This window comes from Wenjunlia tyrosinilytica (assembly GCF_014646055.1).
GTDB classification, from domain to species: Bacteria; Actinomycetota; Actinomycetes; order Streptomycetales; family Streptomycetaceae; genus Wenjunlia; species Wenjunlia tyrosinilytica.
Window position 1 is genome coordinate 177,447 of the sequence record NZ_BMMS01000004.1, and the last position, 19,793, is coordinate 197,239.

Consider the following 19,793-nt stretch of genomic DNA (forward strand, 5'->3'; position numbering starts at 1 on the left):
TTGCGCGGGGACGCCGTTGCGCGGGAACGCCGAACTGAGACTCCGTCACGTCCACAGGACGGCGATGAAGATGTTGGCCGTCGTCAGCAGGCCCACGGCCGCGAACAGCCCCTTCTCCACCTTCTCGTCGTCACGCTTGACGTAGACCAGCCCCAGGACGACCACCAGCACGGCCAGTTTGATGCCGATCTTGATGTTGTTCAGGTGCTGGTCGTCGGCCTGGTTGAGGCCGACGAGGATCACACCGGTCACCAGCATGGTCAGCGCTCCGTGCAGCATCGCCGGCACCATGCGCGCCTCGCCCGCGGCCATCGGCTCGAGCTGGGTGAGGAATCCGCCGAGCAGAGCGGCGATGCCGATGATGTGGAGTGCGACGAAGACGTTGATCGTGGTGTCCATGGCCGCGAGCTTAATCACGGCCCCCGTAGCACTCACCAGGGGTCCCGGCCACCTCATCGGGCGCTTCGGTCAGCCGCCGAACGGCCCCGCCGCATCAGCCGATCGACATCTCAACCCAATCCATAATACTTCGGGCCAATCCGATCACCTTCGCTCGTCCCCCATCAGTGCACATCCCTCCAGGTTTAACGTCGCTCCCCAGGTGGCCGATCCCGCCCGTCGATCACGACGGCACCGGCCGCTCCCGTGGAACCGGCGTGGCTCGCTCCCCCGTACGAGCCGCGCCGGCCCCCGGACAGGAAGGAGTTGTCGGCCCCGTGGCGTCCCACAGGAAGCCCAAACGTCCGCTCACGGCCTCCGGCTCCCGCACCACCGCGGCCACGCTGGCCCTCGCGGGAGCGGCGACGGCCACCGTGCTGAGCCAGCCGGGAAGCGCGGCACCTCGGCCCTCCGCCGAGCAGGCCGGAAAGCGCGTCACGGACCTGTACCGGCAGGCCGAGCGGATGACGGAGAAGTACAACGGGGCCAAGGAGAAGCGCGACCGCGCCCAGCGCCGGGTGAACGACCTCCAGGACGAGATCGCCCGCCGGACGGACCGGATGGGCGACGTGCGCCGCCACCTCGGCGCCATCGCCGCGGCCCAGTACCGCGAGGGAGGGACGCTCGACCCGTCGGCGCGTCTGGCGCTCTCCTCCGATCCCGGCCAGTACCTGGAGCGCGCCGGGCTGGTGGACCGGATCACACGGGCGCAGGCGAGGACCCTGCGCGGCTACGTCCACGCCCGCCGGGCGCTGGAGCGGGACCGGGCCGAGGCGGCGGACCTGCTGGACGAGCTCGACGGCGCCCGGGACAGGGTCGCCGAGCACCGGCGGGCGGTCGGCGCGAAGCTCCACGAGGCGCAGCGGCTGCTGGACGGCCTCGACCCCTCTCAGCGCGCCGAGCTCGCGGCAGCCGACGGCATGACGGCTCCGCGGAGGGCGCGGACGGACCGGGGCGAGCAGTCGCGCGACGCGGTGTTCCGGGCCATGGACCTGCCCGCTCCGTCGTCACGGGCCGCGGCCGCCGTGGCGTTCGCCCGCGCCGCGCTCGGCAAGCCCTATGTATGGGGTGCGACCGGCCCCAACGCCTTCGACTGCTCGGGGCTCACCCAGTCCGCGTGGCGCGCCGCCGGGGTCTCCCTGCCGCGTACGACGTATACGCAGATCAACACCGGGCACCGCATCCCCCGCTCGGGCCTGCGCCCCGGTGACCTGGTCTTCTTCTACTCCGGCATCAGCCATGTGGGCCTCTACATCGGCGACGGGCGGATGATCCACGCCCCGCACCCGGGGGCACCGGTCCGGGTGGCGCCCATCGACCAGATGCCGTTCGCGGGCGCGGCCCGCCCCGTCTGACCCGCCCCGTCCAGCCCGGCCCGGCCCGTCCAGCCCGGCCCAGCCAGCCCGGCCCGATCGTCCGCCCGGCACCGTGCCCCCCGCGCCGAGCGGTGGCGCGGACCGGCGTCAGTAGCGGTACGCGGGGGGCTGGTTGAGCATCGCGTGCCGCACGCCCTGCATCGTGGTGATCCTTCGGACCATGACGATCGCGAGGACGGCCGCCGCGACCGAGACCAGCGCCCCGGCCATATCGATGCCGTAGGACCAGCGCATGGCGGAGAAGTCGGTGACCGACGTGCCGCTGCGGATCGCCACGGCGACCCAGGAGAGCAGATTGCCCGCCACCCAGGCCAGCCACCACCACAGCACCAGCGGCGGCCCGCTGGTCGGCTTCATCCGGTAGGGCCCCGCCCCCGTGGCGGGGTCGCCGGCGCTCCAGACGTCGTCGGCGATCTGCTTGGGGAACCACAGGTTCACCACCGGGGTGAACCAGGCCCCTATCGTCCAGCCCGGTCCGAGGCGGTGCCACCCCACCGGGACGAAGGCGGCGGCGTTCCTGCGCACCCGGTGGAACCAGACGATGAACACCACACCGGTCGCCAGCAGGAGCAGCAGGCCGCCGACGCCGGTGACGGCGTAGAAGGAGTCGGCGGCCCGCGCGTCCTGGGCGTCCACCCCGCCGGGGTCGGTCTCGAGCTGCCCGAAGAGCACGAACTCGATCGCCGCCGCGCCCAGCGCCAGCGCCTGCGCCAGAGCGTTCAGGCCCAGCAGGACCGTGAGGGCGTTGGCCAGGCCGCTGGGTATGCGCACCGGAGCGGGCGCGGGCGGCAGGTACGGGGCGTAGGGGGCGGGGGGCGGCGCCCAGGCGGAGAGCGCTCCGCAGGAGGGGCAGTAGCCGCCGGGGGCTACCTGGGCAGCGTGGCATCGCTGGCACAGCATGGTGTGGGGGCATCCTCAGCGGCTGAAGAACGACGTGAAGTGGTGAGCGGGGGTGGTGGTTCAGACGAGTCGGCGGGCGGTGGCCCATCGGGTCAGTTCGTGGCGATTGCTCAGCTGGAGCTTACGCAGCACGGCCGACACATGGCTCTCCACGGTCTTCACGGAGATGAACAGCTGCTTGGCGATCTCCTTGTACGCGTAGCCGCGCGCGATCAGCCGCAGCACCTCGCGCTCGCGCTGGGTGAGCCGGTCCAGGTCCTCGTCCACGGGCGGGGTGTCGGTGGCCGCGAAGGCGTCCAGCACGAACCCCGCCAGGCGGGGCGAGAAGACGGCGTCGCCGTCGGCGACCCGGAAGACCGCGGCCACGAGGTCGGGGCCGGTGATGGTCTTGGTGACATAGCCGCGGGCGCCGCCGCGGATGACGCCGATGACGTCCTCGGCAGCGTCGGAGACCGACAGCGCCAGGAAGCGGACCGGCTGCTCGGCGTCGTTCATCAAGGGCGCGCAGCGGCGCAGCACCTCGACCCCGCCGCCGCCGGGCAGATGCACGTCGAGCAGGACGACGTCCGGCCGGGTCGCGGTCACGACGGTGACGGCCTGTTCGACGTCGGCCGCCTCACCGACGACGTCCACTCCGGTGCGCTCGACGTCACCGATCTCGGCCTGCACACCCGTGCGGAACATCCGGTGGTCGTCGACGAGGACGACCCTTGCCCGCCGGGCCTGCTCTGCCGCTTCCGTCATGACGAACGCTCCATTTCCAGTTCCACCTCGGTACCCCCGCCCGGCACGCCGCGCAGCACCGCCCGGCCGCCGTGGCGCTCCATCCTGCCGATGATCGAGCCTCGCACGCCGAGCCGGTCGGCGGGTACCTGGTCGAGGTCGAAGCCGGGGCCGCGGTCGCGCACGAAGACGAAGACCTTGCCCTCCTCGACCTCCGCGTACACCTGCACGGGCGCACCGCCACCGTACTTGGCCGCGTTCACCATCGCCTCGCGTGCCGCCTGCGTCAGGGCGTTCAGCCTGTCGTCGAGCGGGCAGTCGCCCACGCACACGACCTCGACGGGCACTCCGTGCGCGTCCTCGACCTCGCCGGCCACGCGGCGCACCGCCTCGGCGAGCGTGCTGGGCTCGTCCTCCTTCTCGCCCTCGGGCCGGTACAGCCACACCCGAAGCTCGCGTTCCTGGGCGCGGGCGAGCCTGGTCACCTCGCGGGGGTCGTCGGCGTTGCGCTGGATCAGGGTGAGGGTGTGCAGGACGGAGTCGTGGACGTGGGCGGCCACCTCGGCGCGCTCCTGGGCGCGTATGCGTTCGCGGCGCTCGGCGGACAGGTCCTGGGCCATGCGCACCATGTAGGGCCCGGCGAGCAGGGCGAGGCCGACGATGATCGCCAATGCCGCCTGGAGGACGGCCCCGATGTGCCGCACCGAGCCCTGGACGACGATGAAGCCGGTCACGCCCGCGCTCACCAGCACCACTCCGGCGGCGCCCCGCGCGATGGGCAGCAGGCGCTTGCTCCTGCCCATCTCGACCCAGCGGGCGCGGCGGGCGTTGTCGGCCTGCCGCCACACCAGGGCGACTCCCGCGCTGACGAGCACGAACGGCCACACATAGCGGCCCACGGAGCCCAGCCGCATATTGTCGATGACCGCGACGACACCGAGGGCGAACGCGAGCAGGCCCAGGAGCTTCTTGCGTTCGTGGCCGCGCCCGCTCAGCCGCCAGTTGCCGTGCCCGACCGCGGGGTCCTTCAGCTCCACCCCGCCGACCCCGAGCGGGACGAAGAACCAGAACGCGGCATACAGCGCGACGCCCATCCCCTGGGCCACCACCAGGGCGGCGAACGCGATCCGCACCCATGCCACCGGCAGCCCGAGATGCCCGGCCAGCCCGCGGGCGACACCGCCGAGCATGCGGCCCTCGGCGCTGCGGTAGAGCTTGCGCACGGGGGGTTCTTCCGCGGCGAGGTGCGAGGAGTACGCGGTCGCGCCGGTCGCGGTGGAGGGCGGACTGGTGGCGGGCATACCGCCGATGGTCACACGAAGGACCGCCCGGGGGCATCAGGGGCGCCCCGGATCTCTGCCCCGAGAACCGGTCCCGCGGCGGTGTCCCGCCGCGCTTGCCGTGCTTGCAGGACCGCGGGGACCGCCGTGCCCGCCCCTCCGCCGTGCCACGGAGCCCTCGGCCGCGCCCGTGGCCGCGCTCGCGGCCGCGCGCCCGGGGCCCGGTCCGGGTCGGGACCCTAGGGCGGGATTCAGGGTGTGATCAGGGGGAGGGCGGATGGGTTCCGGGGACGACTACCGCCACCATGGAGGGCATGACGGAAGACAGCGCCCCGAACGGTGCTCCTCACGACGCACCCGAGGGACCGGCCGACGCACGCCCCGACGCGGGGTCGGCGGTGGCCGGTGTGCCGCTGTCCCGCAGCCGGCGGCACCGCGTGGTCGGCGGCGTGTGCGGCGGGCTCGGCCGCTATTTCGACCTGGACCCGGTGATCTTCCGGATCGTGCTCGGCGTGCTGGCGGTCACCGGCGGCATCGGGCTGCTGCTGTACGGGGCGGCGTGGCTGTTCATACCGGCGCACGGCGAGCATCGCAACGAGGCCCAGCGGATGCTCTCCGGCCGGGTCGAGGGCCAGGGCATGGCGGCGGTGCTGACCGCGCTGGTCGGCAGCGGCTACTTCCTGTCCACGATCGGCTCCGACGGCGGCAACCCGTTCCCGCTGCTGGTGATCGCCGCGGTGTTCGGCGCGGTCTTCCTGTCCCAGCGGCGCAGGCGCGGGGCGGAGTCGGCGGCCGTGCCGGGGGGCGCGTCGGCCACGGGGGTGTCGGACGCGCCCCCGGCCGCCCAGCCGCCGCCGACGCCGGGCGCCCCCTCGTGGTGGAAGGGCGCGGGCTCCGGGCACACCGGATACCTGTGGGGGCCGGACGACGGAAGCTTCGACGAGACCGCCGGGCCACGCGCTCCGATGCCGCCCCCGCAGCCGCGCGAGCCCCGCTCGTTCCTGGCGTTCACCGTCCTCTGCCTCGCCGTGTGCGCCGCGGTGATCGGGACGGGGGCGACCTGGTCGCGCCCCCTGGGCACGGCGCTGGAGACCGGCTTCGCCTGCGCGCTTGCGGTGCTGGCCCTGGGCCTGCTCGTGGGCGCCTGGTTCGGCAGGGCCCGAGGCGGAACGATCTTCCTGGCGGTCCTCACCACGTTCCTGCTCGGCGTATCGGCGGCGCTGCCGAAGAACATCGGGCACGACTGGCGGACCGTGCGGTGGGCGCCCGCGAGCGCCGCAGACGTGCGCTCCTCCTACGAGATCGGCGCGGGCCAGGCGACGCTGGACCTGCGCCGGGTCGACCCGAAGGGCGCCACCATCCGTGTACACGGGGAGGCGGGAGTGGGACGGCTGGTCGTCCGTGTGCCGGACACGGTGAAGGTCGAGGTGACCGCCGAGATCGGCGCGGGCGTCATCGAACTGCCGGGCGGGGAGAGCGGAGACATCGACGTCGAGGTCGACAGCCGCCGCCGGGCGGTCGTGGAACCGACCGCTCCCCGGAGGGAACGGATCGCGGGCACCTTCATGCTCGACCTGAAGGTCGGCGCGGGACATGTGGAGGTCATCGATGAAGCGGCATGAGTTCGATCCGGCGGTGCTGGTGGCCGGACTGCTCTTCCTGGGCCTCGCCGTCCTCTACCTGCTCGATGCCTCGGGCGCGGCGGACATCCCCTCCGTCGTCGGCGCGGTGACGACCGGGGTGGGGCTGGTGACGGTCGGGATCACCGCGGGTGTGACGGAGTCGGCCCGCTCGCGCAGGCGCAGGTGCGCAGACAAACGCGCCGGCGACGCATGAGCCCGCGGCACATGGGCCGACGGCACACGAGCCGGAGACACACGAGCCGACGACAGACGGAGACAGACACGGAGGCGCGAGCGGGCGCCGGCGCCGCGAGCGGCGCTACTGGAGCTCGACCCGGCCCCCCTGCTCTCGGACGTCGATCCTGCGCAGCGGCTTGGTCGCGGGCCCGTTCAGCACCTCGCCGGTGGCCGCGTCGAACACCGAACCATGGCAGGGGCAGTTGAACCGGCCCTCCTTGGGCGGGTCGACCGGGCAGCCGGAGTGCGTGCAGATCGCCGAGAACGCCGCGAACTCGCCCTGCTTGGGCTGGACGACGTAGGCCGCGGAGCCCGACGACTCCATGACCTTCGCCCCGCCGCCCACAGGCACCGCCTTGACCGCGACGGAGGCGCCGCCACGCGCTCTCCCGGGTGAGCTGGGGGCGCCACTCGGATTCCCGCTCGGACTGGTGCTCGGGGTCGGCGCGGCCGAAGCCCCGCTGTCGCCGCTGCGCCCGCGCCAGAGCCCGACACCGCCCATGACGCCCCCGACGGCGCCGAGCCCGAGCACCGCGGCGCCCGCGTCGAGCACGGAGCGGCGGCTGCGCCCCGCCCCGGCGAGCACCCCCCGTGCGGCCTGATCGCGGCGGGCGGCCAGCCGGGCGTCGAGCGAGAGCACGGGCGCCCCGGCCAGCACGAACGGCAGCCAGGCCATGAGGTAGACGAGGTCATTGCCGTAGTAGTAGGGCTCGACCTGCCAGCTGACGGTCAGCCACAGGCTGAGGCTGATCAGCGCACCGCCGACGGCCGCGAGCCGCGTGAGGAGGCCGCAGAGGACGCCGAGGCCGACGGCGAGTTCACCGAACGCGATGGCGGTGCCGAAGGCCTCCGGGGCCTTGAGCGCCAGGTCGATCATCGCCGGGATCGCGGCCGAACCCGCCTTGTCGATGCCGTTGAGCTGATCGGCCATCGAGCCCGCGCCGGAGGCGGCGAGGAAGTCGGGGTCGGTGAGCTTGTCCATCCCCGCGTAGATGAAGGTGATCCCCAGGAAGATCCGCAGGGGCAGGAGCGCGTATCGCGACGCGGTCTCCCGCCACGGGCCGCCGCCGTCTTCCGCTGCCGCATGGGACATGGCGTCCCCGCCTCTCCGCGCTCGTTGGTCGTTCGCATCGCGACCAGTACACCCAGCCCGGCACTACCGGGCAATCTGAAGAGTCATACGTTATTGAAAGAGGTCTGGTTCAGCGGCGGCGACAGACAGAAACATCGGCTGGTAGTTGATCCAGGCCACGAGGTCCCCGCCGAGCTGTTCCCGGGTCCGCAGCGCGTCCTCGCGGGCGATCCTCACCGGGCGCCCCGCCGCCTTGGCGGCCAGTTGCACCTGGCAGGCCCGCTCCATCGCGATGAACCACCAGGCCGCGGCGTCCACGGAAGTCCCGACGGTCAGAAGTCCGTGGTTGCGCAGGACGATCGCCTTGGCCGGGCCCAGCGCCCTCGCGATCAGCCGACTCCCCGCCTCGTCCACGATGGCGTCGGTGTACTCGGTGTAGACCTCGTGGTCCTCGAAGAACGCGCAGGCGTCCTGGGTGATCGGCTCCAAGGGCTCACCCAGCGCGGCCAGCGCCCGGCCGTGGACGGTGTGGCTGTGCGCGACGGCCACGACGTCCGGCCGCTCGGCGTGGACCTGGGCGTGCACGACGAACGCGGCCTGGTTGACGTGGTAGCGGCCCTCCACGACATGCCCCGCGGAGTCGGCGAGGATCAGATCGCTCACCTTGACCCGCGGGAACGGCACACCGAACGGATTGACCCAGAAGTGGTCCGGGTGCTGCGGGTCCCGGACGGTGATGTGTCCGGCCACCCCCTCGTCGAACCCCAGCCGGGCGAACAGCCGCAGCGCCGCGGCCAGCCGTTCCTTCCGGTGCCGCCGCTCGCCCCCGACCGTGTCGAACGACGGCGGCAGCTCGAACCGAAGCTGCTCGGTGGGTATCGGGGTCAGGTGCTCGGCGGCGTCCGTGTCGGTCATGGCGCGCAAGCTACCGAACGGTACGCGAGGCCGGAAGGGCCGGAAGCCCGATGAAGTCCGCCATCCGCTCGACGGTGAAGCCGAAGAACTCGTCGGCGGGATCGGCCGAGCCCACCAGATGGCCGAACAGCTCGAAACCGATCATCCCGAACAGCTGGGTCCAGGCCACCAGAGCACGGACGAGCACGGTCAGGGGCATGTCCAGCCCGGCGGCCGCCGCGACCTGTCCGGCCTGAGCGGCCAGCCCTTCGGGCAGCTCGTCACCGGTGTCGGGCGGCGAGGCGTCCCGGACCACCCCCGCGAGTGCCAGAGCGACCCTGCCGGCGGGCTCGATCGTGGCCCGAGGGGCCTGGTAGCCCGGTACCGGTGAGCCGTAGATCAGGGCATATTCATGAGGGTGAGCCACGGCCCACCCCCGTACGGCGTGACACAGCGCCCGCCACCGCGCACGCGGCTCCTCGGCCGCCGCGGCGGCGGCCTCCGCGGTCTCCCCGAGGGCGTCGTAGGCGTCGATGATCAGCGCGGTGAGCAGGTCGTCCCGGCTGGGGTAGTACCGGTACAGCGCGGAGGACACCATCCCCAGCTCCCGGGCGACGGCCCGCAGCGAGAGCTTCTGCGCCCCCTGCTCGGCCAGCTGCCGTCGCGCCTCCTCCTTGATCTCGCGGGTGAGTTCGGCCCGCGCCCGTTCCCGTGCCGTGCGGCTCGCATTCATGGCACGAGTATAGAGAGCACCGCTCTTGACAGTGAACAGCGCACACAAGCACACTGATCTCAAGAGAGAGCACCGCTCTCCAAAGTGCCGAAGGAGCCCCGCCATGCGTTACATCGAGCCCGACCGGTTCACCAGGAACGTCATGAACCCCCTGGTCGCGGGGCTGACCAAGCTCGGCATCAGCCTCATGGGCTCCAGGGTGCTCGCGGTGAAGGGCCGCAAGAGCGGCGAATGGCGCACCACCCCGGTCAACCTGCTCGCCCACGGCGGCGCCCACTACCTGGTGGCCCCCCGAGGGCAGGCCCAGTGGGTGCGCAATCTGCGTGCGGCCGGCAGCGGTGAGCTGCGAGTGGGCCGCCGCACCGAGGCGTTCACCGCCAGCGAGCTCCCCGACGCAGACAAGACCCCGGTTCTGCGCGCCTATCTGGACAAGTGGGGCTGGGAGGTGGGCCAGTTCTTCGAGGGCGTGAAGAAGGACGCCTCCGACGCCCAGCTCGCGCGGATCGCCCCGGGCTTCCCGGTCTTCCGTGTGGAGATCGAATAGCCGGGTCCGCGTGCGCGAGAGGCGTCACGGGTGCGCACAGCGCCGCGCCGCCCCTCCCGCGGGAGGGGCGGCGCGGCGATTCTCGGACGGCGGAGCGCAGGTGACGGGGAGCCGCTACTCCCACTCGATGGTGCCCGGCGGCTTGCTGGTCACGTCGAGGACGACCCGGTTGACGTCCGGCACCTCGTTGGTGATGCGGGTGGAGATCTTCGCCAGCACGTCGTAGGGCAGGCGCGACCAGTCCGCCGTCATCGCGTCCTCGGAGGAGACCGGGCGCAGGACGACCGGGTGGCCGTAGGTGCGGCCGTCGCCCTGGACACCCACGCTGCGCACATCCGCGAGCAGGACGACCGGGCACTGCCAGATCTCGCGGTCCAGGCCCGCGGTGGTCAGCTCCTCGCGGGCAATGGCGTCGGCCTCGCGGAGCAGGTCCAGGCGCTCCCCGGTGACCTCGCCGATGATGCGGATGCCGAGGCCGGGGCCGGGGAACGGCTGACGCCAGACGATCTCCGACGGCAGGCCGAGCTCCTCGCCGACCTTGCGGACCTCGTCCTTGAACAGGCGCCGCAGGGGCTCCACGAGCTGGAACTGGAGGTCCTCGGGGAGGCCGCCCACATTGTGGTGGGACTTGATGTTGGCGGTGCCGGTGCCGCCGCCGGACTCGACGACGTCCGGGTAGAGCGTGCCCTGGACCAGGAACTCCACCTGCTCGCCGTGGGCACCCGCCTCGGCGACGACCTCGGCGGCCGCCCGCTCGAAGACGCGGATGAACTCACGGCCGATGATCTTGCGCTTCTCCTCGGGGTCGGTGGCCCCGGCGAGCGCGTCGAGGAAGCGCTCCTGCGCGTCCACGACCTTCAGCTGGACGCCGGTCGCGGCCACGAAGTCCTTCTCGACCTGCTCGGCCTCGCCCTTGCGCAGCAGGCCGTGGTCGACGAAGACACAGGTCAGCTGGTCGCCGACGGCCTTCTGCACGAGGGCGGCGGCGACGGCGGAGTCCACACCGCCGGAAAGGCCGCAGACGACCCTCTTGCTGCCGACCTGGGCGCGGATGGCCTCGACGGACTCCTCGACGACGTTGTGCGTGGTCCAGGAGGGACCGAGCCCGGCTCCGCGGTAGAGGAAGTGCTCCAGCAGCTGCTGGCCGTGCGTGGAGTGCAGCACCTCGGGGTGGTACTGGACGCCGTACAGCCTGGCCTCGTTGTTCTCGAACGCGGCGACGGGGGCGCGCTCGGTGGTCGCGGTGACCGTGAAGCCCTCGGGGGCGGCGGAGCAGGCGTCGCCGTGCGACATCCACACCGACTGCTCGTCCGGGGTGCCCTCGAAGAGCGTGGAGCCCTGCTTGGTCACGGTGAGCGGGGTGCGGCCGTACTCGCGCAGGCCGGTGTTGGCGACGGTGCCGCCCAGGGCGAGCGCCATGGCCTGGAAGCCGTAGCAGATGCCGAAGACCGGGATCCCGGCGTCGAAGATCTCCCGCCCGAGCTGCGGGGCGCCCTCGGCGTAGACGGAGGAGGGGCCGCCGGAGAGGATGATCGCCTTGGGCCGCTTGGCCAGGATCTCCTCGACGGGCATGGTGTGCGGGACGATCTCGCTGTACACCCGGGCTTCGCGTACGCGGCGGGCGATGAGCTGCGCGTACTGGGCCCCGAAGTCCACTACGAGGACCGTGTCGGGGGCTGACGGGGACGCTGATGCCACGGGCGGCCTTCCGGCGATGTTCAAGGGGGTCGCGGCCAATTCTACCGTCGGCCGGGTACCACCGGTGAACGTGCCAGACGTCTCAGCATCCGGGCGGTGAGTGGCCAGCGGCCGGAGCGGCGGTCCATACTGAGCGCATGTTCCGCGACACATTCGACTTTACCTATGGCACCGGCTGGTCCGGCTGCCATGGCGAGCGTGCGTGAAGCGGAGATACGCAGACTTCCCATCAGGCGCCCCGGGCCACTCGGCCCGGGGCGCCTGACGTTTCCGGACCGGCCGGGACCACACATCCAGGAGACGGCAGCATGAGCACCGGAACCAGCACCGAGGTCATGGACGAGAAGGCCGCCGCCGCGATCATCGCCGGCGCGCGCGAGCGCATCGACGGGCTCGACGGGCAGATCCTCGAGTTGATCAAAGCACGGATCGGCGTCTCGGCCGAGGTGCAGCGGGCACGCTTGGCCTCGGGCGGGCGCAGGCTCTCGCTCAACCGCGAGATGGAGATCCTCCAGCGCTACAGCGACGCTCTCGGCAGGCCGGGCACCACGCTGGCGATGACACTGCTGGAGCTGTGCCGCGGAAAGGTATGAGCGGCGGCGGCGCGGGGCGGGGACCGGCGGCGCGGAAGGGCCGGGCCGCCCTTGCGGGGCCGGGACGTTCACCCGTACGGCGCGTGACCGGTTTCGAGCCATGTCGTTGGACCCGTTGTCCGTGCCAGCCAGGGGCGGCCATCCCGTCGGGGACGGGACAGCAACCACGCGTGGACACCGCCAGTCCACCGGAACGATGAGACGGGCCTCACGGCCCGTCGTGGGACCTCGTTCCGGTGATGTGACCGGTCAGCAGGGGACAGCAGCCCGGTCACGACTGAGGAAGGCGGTCGGTTCCGGGGACGCCTGGAACCGACCGCTCCGCGGTGGGCGATGCCTCAGAGTACTCATGATCAACACGGATGACGTGCAGCGGCGCACTATGGACTGGGCGGAAACGGTTGCGCCAACCGAACGAGGTCGAGCACGATAACCGCAGTAGTCCCAACTCCTCAATTGGTACAGGCCAATTGGTGCGCCGCACTCGCGTGAGCGCACCACCGCCCAACGTAATCGAATACGGTTGTCGGACGATGAATTCCGCGCGCTTTTCCGCGTCGCGGCGGTTCCCCGAGGACCGTGGACCCGCAGGCCAGCGGCGCTCCCCCCGGCGCCGCACGCCAGCACCGGCGCTGCCCTGACGCCGTGTGCTGACAGCCGAGGCCCTGCGCCCGGAATTCAATTCCCGGCGCGGGGCCTTCGCTTTCTCTGGCGGAATGTCATCTTCTGTTTCGGGATCGAAGAGACATCGGCACGGCATCGGCCAGGTATCAGCCTTGGCAAAAGGATTGCCCTGCGTGGTCGTCCCCGCAATCATGCGGGGATGCCGAATACCGCGTTGTCAAGCCGCGTCCCCGCTGTCGGCGTGCACGCCGCTCTCGCCGCGGCCTGGCAGGCCGAGGGCACCCTGCGTGAGCCCTACGGCGGTGGCGCCGCCACCCTGCCCGGAGTGCGGGTCATGGCCTCGGGCCTGCCCGATGCCCGGTGGTGGAACAACGGGGATGTCGAGCGGCCGGATTTCGACCTTGACGCGGTCCGCGCCTGGTACGAGGGGCGCGCCGACGAGTGGGGCCTGCGCGTGCCCGCCGGGATGGAGTGGCGGCACGGCGGGACCAAGCTGACTCGCCAGCGCTGCATGGGCCTGTTTCCCGAGGCGTTCCGCCCGGCGCCGCGCACCGATGCAGTAACGATTCGCCGTGCGGGGCCCGAGGACGTGGAGGCCTTCGCCCATGTCGACGCCACCGCCTTCGGCGACCCGCCGCAGCGCACCCGCTCCTGGTGCGAGCCCCAGCTGACCAGCGGCGATCCCCGCTTCCACCTTGTCCTGGCCGAGATCGACGGCGATCCGATCGGGGTCGCCACGGCGGTGCGGACCGGCGAGAGCGTGGCGGTCTTCGGTGTCGGGGTGCTCGAGGAGGCGCGCCGCCGCGGGATCGGCAGCGCGCTCACCTCCGTGCTCGTGGCCGAGGCCTTCCACGACGGGGCCAGGCTCTCCGTGCTCAACCCCGACACCCGGGCCGCTGCCCGCCTCTACGCCGGACTCGGCTTCGTGGAGAGCGGCGGCCTCGACATCTACGTCGCGCTGTAGTCGGCTGCGTCCGGCCGCCGACGGCGGCTTGGCGCTGCCGACGGCGGCTTCGCGCTGCCGACGGCGGCTTCGCGCCGTGGTCGGCGGCTTCGCGCCGTGGTCGGCGGCTTCGCGCTGTCGTCGGCTACTTCTCGCTGTGGTCGGCGTCGTAGTCGTAGCGCAGGGCGGCGAAGGCGCCCTGCGGCACGGCCGGGTTCTTCGGGGCCACCGGGGTCAGCCGCCGGTAGCCCTCGCCCTGCCGCGGACGCGGGTCCTCCTCGCCGTTGTTGGGCCAGAAGGACATCGCGCGCTCGGCCTGCGCCGTGATCGTCAGCGAGGGGTTGACCCCGAGGTTCGCCGAGACCGCCGAGCCGTCCACCACATGGATGCCGGGGTACCCGTGCACGCGGTGGTAGGGGTCGACGACCCCGTGCTCGGCGTCCGCGCCGATCGGGCAGCCGCCCAGGAAGTGCGCGGTCATGGGGATGTTGAAGATGTCGCCGACCGTGCCGCCGGGGAAGCCGTTGATGTCCTCGGCGATCAGCGAGGCCGCCTGCTGCGCCTCGGGGATCCAGTTCGGGTTGGGCGTGCCGTGGCCCTGCCGTGAGCTGAGCCTTCCCTTGCCGAGTCCCTTGCGGCTCAGGTACGTGGTCAGCGAGTTGTCGTGTGTCTGCATGACCAGGCCGATGATGGTCCGCTCCGACCAGCGGCGCTTGGACATCGAGCGGACGAAGACACCGGGGTGCGCGGCGGCCAGCGCCAGGAAGCGCAGCCAGCGCGGGCCTCGTCCGTCGCCCGGCACCTGGATGGTGGACATGAAGCCCATGGCGTTCGAGCCCTTGCCGTAGCGGACCGGCTCGATGTGGGTGGTGGCGTTGGGGTGGATCGACGAGGTGATGGCGACACCGCGGGTGAAGTCCGGGCGCTGCTTGTAGCGGCGGCCGGTGGTCTGGGAGCCGACCAGCGCCTCGGAGTTGGTGCGGGTCAGCTCGCCGAGGCGCGCCGACAGGCGGGGCAGGCGGCCCGAGTCGCGCATGGCGTGCAGGAGGGTCTGCGTGCCGTAGGTCCCCGCGGCCACGACGACCTGCGGGGCACGCAGGGTCCGCGCCTTCGACCTGGGCTTGTCGGTCGGGACCGTGCGCACGGCGTAGCCGCCGTCCACGTGCTCGGCCAGGCCCGTCACGGTGGTCATGGGGTGGACCTCGGCCCCCGCCTTCTCCGCGAGGTGGAGGTAGTTCTCGTTCAGGGTGTTCTTCGCGCCCCAGCGGCAGCCGGTCATGCACTCGCCGCACTCGGTGCAGGCCCGCCGCTTGGGGCCCGCGCCGCCGAAGTACGGGTCCTCGACCTCACCGCCGGGCTCGGCCCCGGCCGTGCCGTCGGCGTCCTTGCCGTCTCCGAAGAAGACCCCGACCGGTGCCAGGTGGAAGGTCTCGCCGACGCCCATCCGCTCGGCGGCGCGTCTGAGGTGCACATCGGCGGGGGTGACGGTCGGGTTGAGCCGGACCCCGAGCATGCGCTTGGCCTGCGCGTAGTACGGGGAGAGCTCGTCCTTCCAGTCGGTGATGCCCGCCCACTGGGGGTCGTCGAAGAAGGGGTCCAGGGGCTCGTAGAGGGTGTTGGCGTAGTTGAGCGACCCGCCGCCGACGCCCGCGCCCGCGAGGACGAGGACGTCGCGCAGCAGGTGGATCCGCTGGATGCCGAAGAGCCCGAGGGCCGGTGCCCACAGGTAGTTGCGGACGTCCCAGGAGTTCTTGGGCAGGGTCTGCGCAGTGAACCGCCGCCCCGCCTCGAGCACGCCGACCCGGTAGCCCTTCTCGGACAGGCGCAGAGCCGAGACGCAGCCGCCGAAGCCGGACCCGATGACGATGACGTCGTAGTCGTAACCGCTGCCGCTCAACGATCCCCCTGGGATTACCGGAGCCGGAAGGCCTTCATGACACGCAGGCCCTTCGTCATGAGGGCGGCGTAGCTCTCGTCGGTCATGCCGAACGAGGGGGCCATGGGCAGCAGGCGCTGCGTGGCCACGGTCTGGGCCTCGGTGTACTTGAGGATCCCCTCGGAGCCGTGGCGGCGGCCGAGCCCGGACTGGCCCATGCCTCCCATGGGGGCGGCGGCACTCCCATAGGCGGCCGCGTAGCCCTCGTTGACGTTGACCGTTCCGGTGTTCAGTCGGGCGGCGATCTCCCGGCCGCGCCGGGCGTTCTTCGTCCAGACGCTGGAGTTGAGGCCGTACGGCGTGCCGTTGGCGCGCTCGACCGCCTCGCTCTCGTCCTTGAACCGGTAGACGGAGACGACGGGTCCGAAGGTCTCCTCCGTGCACACCGACATGGGCGGCTGGACCCCGTCGAGGATGGTGGGCTCGTAGAACAGCGGGCCGACGTCGGGGCGCGCCCGGCCTCCGGCGAGGACGGTGGCGCCCTTGGAGCGGGCCTCGTCCACATGGCGGGAGACGGTCTCCAGCTGACGCTCGGACACCAGGGAGCCGATCCCGGCGCCGTAGGCGAGCGCGGTCCCCAGCTTGAGCGCCCGGGTGCGGGCGACGAACCTGTCGAGGAAGTCGTCGGCGACGGACTCGTGGACGTACAGCCGCTCGATGGAGATGCACAGCTGCCCGGCGGAGGAGAAGCAGGCGCGGACGGCGCCCTCGGCGGCGCGGTCGAGGTCGGCGTCGTGCAGGACCAGCATGGCGTTCTTGCCGCCGAGTTCGAGGGAGGCCCCGACGAGGCGGGCGGCGGCGCGCTGGGCGACGTCGCGGCCGGTGCGGGTGGACCCGGTGAACGAGACGAAGTCACCGCGGTCGACGACGGCGGGCCCGACTACCGGGCCGTCGCCGATGACGATCTGCCACACGGCCTCCGGCAGCCCCGCCTCGATCAGCAGGCGCCGGGCCCACAGGGCGGTGAGGGCGGTCTGGGTGTCGGGTTTCATGACGACGGCGTTGCCGGCCGCGAAGGCGGGCAGGGCGTCGCCGACGGAGAGCTCGAACGGGTAGTTCCACGGCGAGACCTGGCCGACGACGCCCTTGGGGCGGCGCAGCACCAGCGCCTGGGTGAGTGCCGGAATGGCGCCGGTCAGGCGGCGCGGCCTGAGGTAGGAGGCGGCCTTGCGGCCGTAGTGCCGGGCGGCGATGGCGACCGACTGCACCTCCTCCTGGGCGTGCATCCGGGTCTTGCCGGTCTCGAGCTGGATGAGGTCGAGGATCTCGCTCTGGCGGCCGAGCACGAGGTCGTGGAAGCGCAGCAGTACGGCGGCGCGGTCGCGTACGGGCTTGGCCGCCCACGCGCTCTGGGCCGCCCGCGCCCGCTCGAAGGCCGCCGCGACGTCGTCCTCGGAGGACGTCGGCAATTCGGCGAGCACCTCGCCCGTGAACGGGCAGTGGTTGGTCGCCGTGCCACTGCCGCTGAGCCCGGAGGTCAGCTCGGCCAGTACCGCTGGGGTGAGCACGTCGGCAGCGGTACGCGTGCCCGCGGGTGCGACCGGATTCCCGTCCGAGGGAGCCGCCGCGGTTGCCGACGCCGCCGTCCTTGCCGTGTCCACAGAGTCCGTCATGCGTCGAAGCGTAGGCCCGCGGACCCGCCGTGTGTACCCAGCGGTAACAATTTTCCGCGCCGGTGGAAGGACATGAGGAGCCGCGCCCGGCCCGCAGGGCGTCAGGCGCTCAGCTGCCGGATCGCCTCGCCTATGGCTCGGTGGAAGGTGGGGTAGGCCCAGATCATCTGGGTCAGGTCGGACAGGGGGACTCTCGCGTGGACCGCCACGGCCAGAGCGCCCAGGACTTCGCCGCCCGTCGGGCCGGCCGAGGTGGCGCCGACCAGCACTCCTTCACGGGTGTCGGCGACGAGTTTGACGAAGCCCTGGTTGCCCGTGCGGTGGATGCGGCCGCGGGTGCTGCGGGCGATGTCCGTGAGGGCCGCGCGTACCTCCAAGCCCCGCTCGCGGGCCTGCGCCTCGGTCAGGCCCACCGCGCCGATCTCCGGGTCGGTGAAGGTCACCCTCGGCAGGGCGTGGTACCGGGCGGGTGGGCCTCCCCGGCCCAGCACCCCGTTGATCACGAGGTCCGCCTGGTACAGCGAGACATGCGTGAACGCCCCCTTGCCCGTGATGTCGCCCAGTGCCCAGACGCCCGGGGTGCTGCCCGAGGCGGACACCACCCGCATCCGCTCGTCGACGGGCATGACCCGCGCGTCCGGGTCGATGCCGAGCACACCCACACCGACGCGCCCGAGGTTGGAGCGGCGGCCGGTGGCGACGAGCAGGCGCTCGGCGGTGAACCGCTCGCCGCGCTCGCACTCCGCGGTGAACCCGCCGTCGTCATGGCGGACCGCGACCACCTTGGCGCCCGTGTGCACGGCGAGACCGTCGGCCGTCAGGATCCGCATCAGCAGTTCGTCCGCCTCCGGCTCCTCCATCGGCACCAGCCTCGGCGCGGCCTCGACCACGGTCACGGCTGTGCCGAAACGGCTGAATCCCTGCCCGAGTTCGAGGCCCACCGCTCCCCCGCCGAGAACGATCAGGGACGTGGGCGCCCCCTCGGTCTCCAGCGCCTCGCGGTTGGTCCAGTACGGCGTCCCGGCCAGGCCCGGTATCGGCGGGGCGGCCGGTTCCGTACCCGTGGCGATGACGATGGCGCGACTCGCCCGAAGGATCGTCTCCCCGCCGTCGGGGTCCTCGACGGTGACCTCGTCCGGCGCCGTCAGCCGGCCCGTGCCGCGCAGAAAGCGGCCGCCCCGCGACACGAGGCGGTCGACGGCGGCCTTGTCGTTCCAGTCGCCGGTGACCTCCCGGATGTTGCGGGCGACCGGCCGCCAGTCGGCGCAGACCATGGCCGTCCCCGCCATGCCCGGGATCCGGTGGCCCTCGGCGACCAGATCGGCGCCGCGCACCACGGTCTTCGAGGGGATGCACCCCCAGTAGGGACACTCCCCGCCGACGAGCCGGTGATCGACACCCACGACGTCGAGCCCCGCGTCCGCGAGCCTTCCCGCCACCTCCTCGCCCCCGGGACCGAGCCCGATGACGACCGCGTCCACGTGCACAGACATGGAGATGCTCCCTCCACCGGCGGGCAGGGGTCCTCCCTCCCACGGTACTCGTGCGCAGGTCGGCGCAGGTGGCCGATCGGCCGATCACCCGCACTCCGGTCACGGCGGGGTCGAACGCCACCAGGGACGACGCCGGTTCGGCCGCGCCGGCGGGGGCACGGACGGCGGCTCGGCGGGCATGGGACCGGCCGCGGCGACCGCGCGCAGCGCCTGCTCGATGTGCCGCACCGAGGGCCGCTCGGCGGGCTCCTTGCTCAGCAGCCGCATGATGAGCGGGATGAGCGGCCCCGCCCGCCGGGGGATCTGGGGGAAGTCGGAGACCACCGCCTGGAGCGTGGACAAAGTGGTGCGGCGGCGGAACGGCGAGCGGCCCTCGACCGCTTCGAAGAGCAGCACCCCCAGCGACCACAGGTCCGACTCGGGCCCGGCCGGCCGCCATAAGGCGCGCTCGGGGGCGAGGTACTCGGGTGAGCCGAGGATCGTGCCGGACTCGGTCAGGGGACGCTCCCCCTCCACCATCGCCATCCCGAAGTCGCTGAGGACGACCCTTCCGTCCGTGCCCAGCAGGACGTTCCCCGGTTTGACGTCCCGGTGCAGCACCCCCGCCCGGTGCGCGGCGTCGAGCGCCCCGACCACCGGCATCGCGATCCGGGCGGCCTCCTGCGGGGGGATCGTCCCCTCGATCTCCAGCAGATCGGCCAGGGAGCGCCCGTGCACGTACTCCATGACGATCCAGGGCCGCCCGAGCTCGACGACCACCTCCTGGATGGCGACCACGGCGGGATGCCGGATACGGGAAGCCGCTCTCGCCTCCCGCCGCATCCGCAAGTAGGCCGTCTCGCGCTCCCGTTGGGTGAGCGTGTCGGTCACCCTGGGCTCCTTGACGGCGACGTCGCGCCCCGTGGCCTCGTCGTGCGCCAGCCACACGGTGCCCATCCCGCCGTGCCCCAGCCGCTCGCACAACCGGTACCGGCCGCCGATCAACCGCCCGGACCCCGCATCGGTCGTCATGCCCCCATCATGCGACCAGTGCGGCACGCGGGTCACCAGGGCAAGGGGGCCACCACCCGTGCC

The 19,793-nt window shown here is 72.4% G+C and carries 18 protein-coding genes and 1 pseudogene; 6 read left to right on the forward strand and 13 right to left on the reverse strand.

Annotated features, from left to right (window positions below; genetic code table 11):
- Positions 1–45: 45 nt before the first annotated feature.
- A complete protein-coding gene (locus IEY86_RS06220) occupies positions 46–399 on the reverse strand; it encodes a hypothetical protein (protein WP_189130499.1) in 354 nt (117 codons plus the stop codon).
- Between the two features lie 317 nt (positions 400–716).
- On the opposite strand from IEY86_RS06220, the gene IEY86_RS06225 reads away from it, so the two are divergent.
- Positions 717–1,793 (forward strand): C40 family peptidase, encoded by a 1,077-nt coding sequence (locus IEY86_RS06225; RefSeq protein ID WP_189130500.1) that lies wholly within the window; start codon positions 717–719, stop codon positions 1,791–1,793.
- A 108-nt stretch (positions 1,794–1,901) separates the two neighbouring features.
- Here IEY86_RS06225 and IEY86_RS06230 read toward each other — a convergent pair whose 3' ends face one another.
- Genes IEY86_RS06230 through IEY86_RS06240 form a run of 3 tightly spaced genes read right to left on the reverse strand, consistent with a single transcriptional unit; the run spans position 1,902 to position 4,738 of the window.
- Positions 1,902–2,714 carry a DUF4328 domain-containing protein gene (locus tag IEY86_RS06230; RefSeq protein WP_189130501.1) on the reverse strand — a complete coding sequence of 271 codons (813 nt, stop codon included), beginning with the start codon at positions 2,712–2,714 and terminating at the stop codon, positions 1,902–1,904.
- A gap of 60 nt (positions 2,715–2,774) precedes the next feature.
- Entirely contained in the window at positions 2,775–3,458 is a 684-nt protein-coding gene (locus tag IEY86_RS06235; RefSeq protein WP_189130502.1) for a LuxR C-terminal-related transcriptional regulator, read from the reverse strand.
- The gene (locus IEY86_RS06240) at positions 3,455–4,738 is read right to left on the reverse strand and encodes an ATP-binding protein (RefSeq protein ID WP_189130503.1); all 1,284 of its coding nucleotides are present in this window, start codon (positions 4,736–4,738) and stop codon (positions 3,455–3,457) included. The genes IEY86_RS06235 and IEY86_RS06240 overlap by 4 nt, the downstream gene beginning before the upstream one ends.
- Before the next feature lie 293 nt (positions 4,739–5,031).
- On the opposite strand from IEY86_RS06240, the gene IEY86_RS06245 reads away from it, so the two are divergent.
- Both IEY86_RS06245 and IEY86_RS06250 read left to right on the forward strand, forming a co-directional pair.
- A complete protein-coding gene (locus tag IEY86_RS06245; RefSeq protein ID WP_189130504.1) occupies positions 5,032–6,339 on the forward strand; it encodes a PspC domain-containing protein in 1,308 nt (435 codons plus the stop codon).
- Positions 6,326–6,553, forward strand: a complete 228-nt coding sequence (locus IEY86_RS06250; RefSeq protein WP_189130505.1) for a hypothetical protein — start codon at positions 6,326–6,328, stop codon at positions 6,551–6,553. The genes IEY86_RS06245 and IEY86_RS06250 overlap by 14 nt, the downstream gene beginning before the upstream one ends.
- Before the next feature lie 105 nt (positions 6,554–6,658).
- Here IEY86_RS06250 and IEY86_RS37510 read toward each other — a convergent pair whose 3' ends face one another.
- The 4 genes and pseudogenes from IEY86_RS37510 to IEY86_RS06265 form a co-directional block, all read right to left on the reverse strand.
- A complete protein-coding gene (locus IEY86_RS37510) occupies positions 6,659–7,078 on the reverse strand; it encodes a QcrA and Rieske domain-containing protein (RefSeq protein WP_265803900.1) in 420 nt (139 codons plus the stop codon).
- An 87-nt stretch (positions 7,079–7,165) separates the two neighbouring features.
- Positions 7,166–7,669 (reverse strand): annotated as a pseudogene (locus IEY86_RS36220) (DoxX family protein); the annotation flags it as partial.
- 90 nt (positions 7,670–7,759) lie between these two features.
- A complete protein-coding gene (locus tag IEY86_RS06260) occupies positions 7,760–8,563 on the reverse strand; it encodes a class II aldolase/adducin family protein (protein ID WP_189130507.1) in 804 nt (267 codons plus the stop codon).
- Positions 8,564–8,573: 10 nt separating this feature from the next.
- The gene (locus IEY86_RS06265; RefSeq protein WP_189130508.1) at positions 8,574–9,275 is read right to left on the reverse strand and encodes a TetR/AcrR family transcriptional regulator; all 702 of its coding nucleotides are present in this window, start codon (positions 9,273–9,275) and stop codon (positions 8,574–8,576) included.
- A 103-nt stretch (positions 9,276–9,378) separates the two neighbouring features.
- Here IEY86_RS06265 and IEY86_RS06270 point away from each other — a divergent pair, with 103 nt between their 5' ends.
- Positions 9,379–9,819, forward strand: a complete 441-nt coding sequence (locus IEY86_RS06270) for a nitroreductase family deazaflavin-dependent oxidoreductase (RefSeq protein WP_189130509.1) — start codon at positions 9,379–9,381, stop codon at positions 9,817–9,819.
- A gap of 114 nt (positions 9,820–9,933) precedes the next feature.
- Here IEY86_RS06270 and guaA read toward each other — a convergent pair whose 3' ends face one another.
- Positions 9,934–11,517: a glutamine-hydrolyzing GMP synthase gene (guaA, locus tag IEY86_RS06275; RefSeq protein ID WP_189130510.1), complete on the reverse strand. Its 1,584-nt coding sequence runs from the start codon at positions 11,515–11,517 to the stop codon at positions 9,934–9,936.
- A 308-nt stretch (positions 11,518–11,825) separates the two neighbouring features.
- Here guaA and IEY86_RS06280 point away from each other — a divergent pair, with 308 nt between their 5' ends.
- Together IEY86_RS06280 and IEY86_RS06285 are read left to right on the forward strand one after the other, a co-directional pair.
- Positions 11,826–12,110: a chorismate mutase gene (locus tag IEY86_RS06280; RefSeq protein ID WP_189130511.1), complete on the forward strand. Its 285-nt coding sequence runs from the start codon at positions 11,826–11,828 to the stop codon at positions 12,108–12,110.
- 823 nt (positions 12,111–12,933) lie between these two features.
- Positions 12,934–13,698, forward strand: coding sequence for a GNAT family N-acetyltransferase (locus tag IEY86_RS06285; RefSeq protein WP_189130512.1), 765 nt, complete (start codon positions 12,934–12,936; stop codon positions 13,696–13,698).
- A gap of 124 nt (positions 13,699–13,822) precedes the next feature.
- On the opposite strand, the gene IEY86_RS06290 is transcribed toward IEY86_RS06285, so the two are convergent.
- From IEY86_RS06290 to IEY86_RS06305, 4 genes are all read right to left on the reverse strand, one after another.
- The gene (locus tag IEY86_RS06290; protein ID WP_189130513.1) at positions 13,823–15,574 is read right to left on the reverse strand and encodes a GMC oxidoreductase; all 1,752 of its coding nucleotides are present in this window, start codon (positions 15,572–15,574) and stop codon (positions 13,823–13,825) included.
- A gap of 14 nt (positions 15,575–15,588) precedes the next feature.
- Positions 15,589–17,226: a succinic semialdehyde dehydrogenase gene (locus IEY86_RS06295; protein ID WP_189130514.1), complete on the reverse strand. Its 1,638-nt coding sequence runs from the start codon at positions 17,224–17,226 to the stop codon at positions 15,589–15,591.
- A gap of 101 nt (positions 17,227–17,327) precedes the next feature.
- Positions 17,328–18,719, reverse strand: a complete 1,392-nt coding sequence (locus IEY86_RS06300; RefSeq protein WP_189130515.1) for a dihydrolipoyl dehydrogenase family protein — start codon at positions 18,717–18,719, stop codon at positions 17,328–17,330.
- Between the two features lie 99 nt (positions 18,720–18,818).
- Positions 18,819–19,730 (reverse strand): serine/threonine-protein kinase, encoded by a 912-nt coding sequence (locus IEY86_RS06305; protein ID WP_189130516.1) that lies wholly within the window; start codon positions 19,728–19,730, stop codon positions 18,819–18,821.
- Positions 19,731–19,793 lie beyond the last annotated feature (63 nt).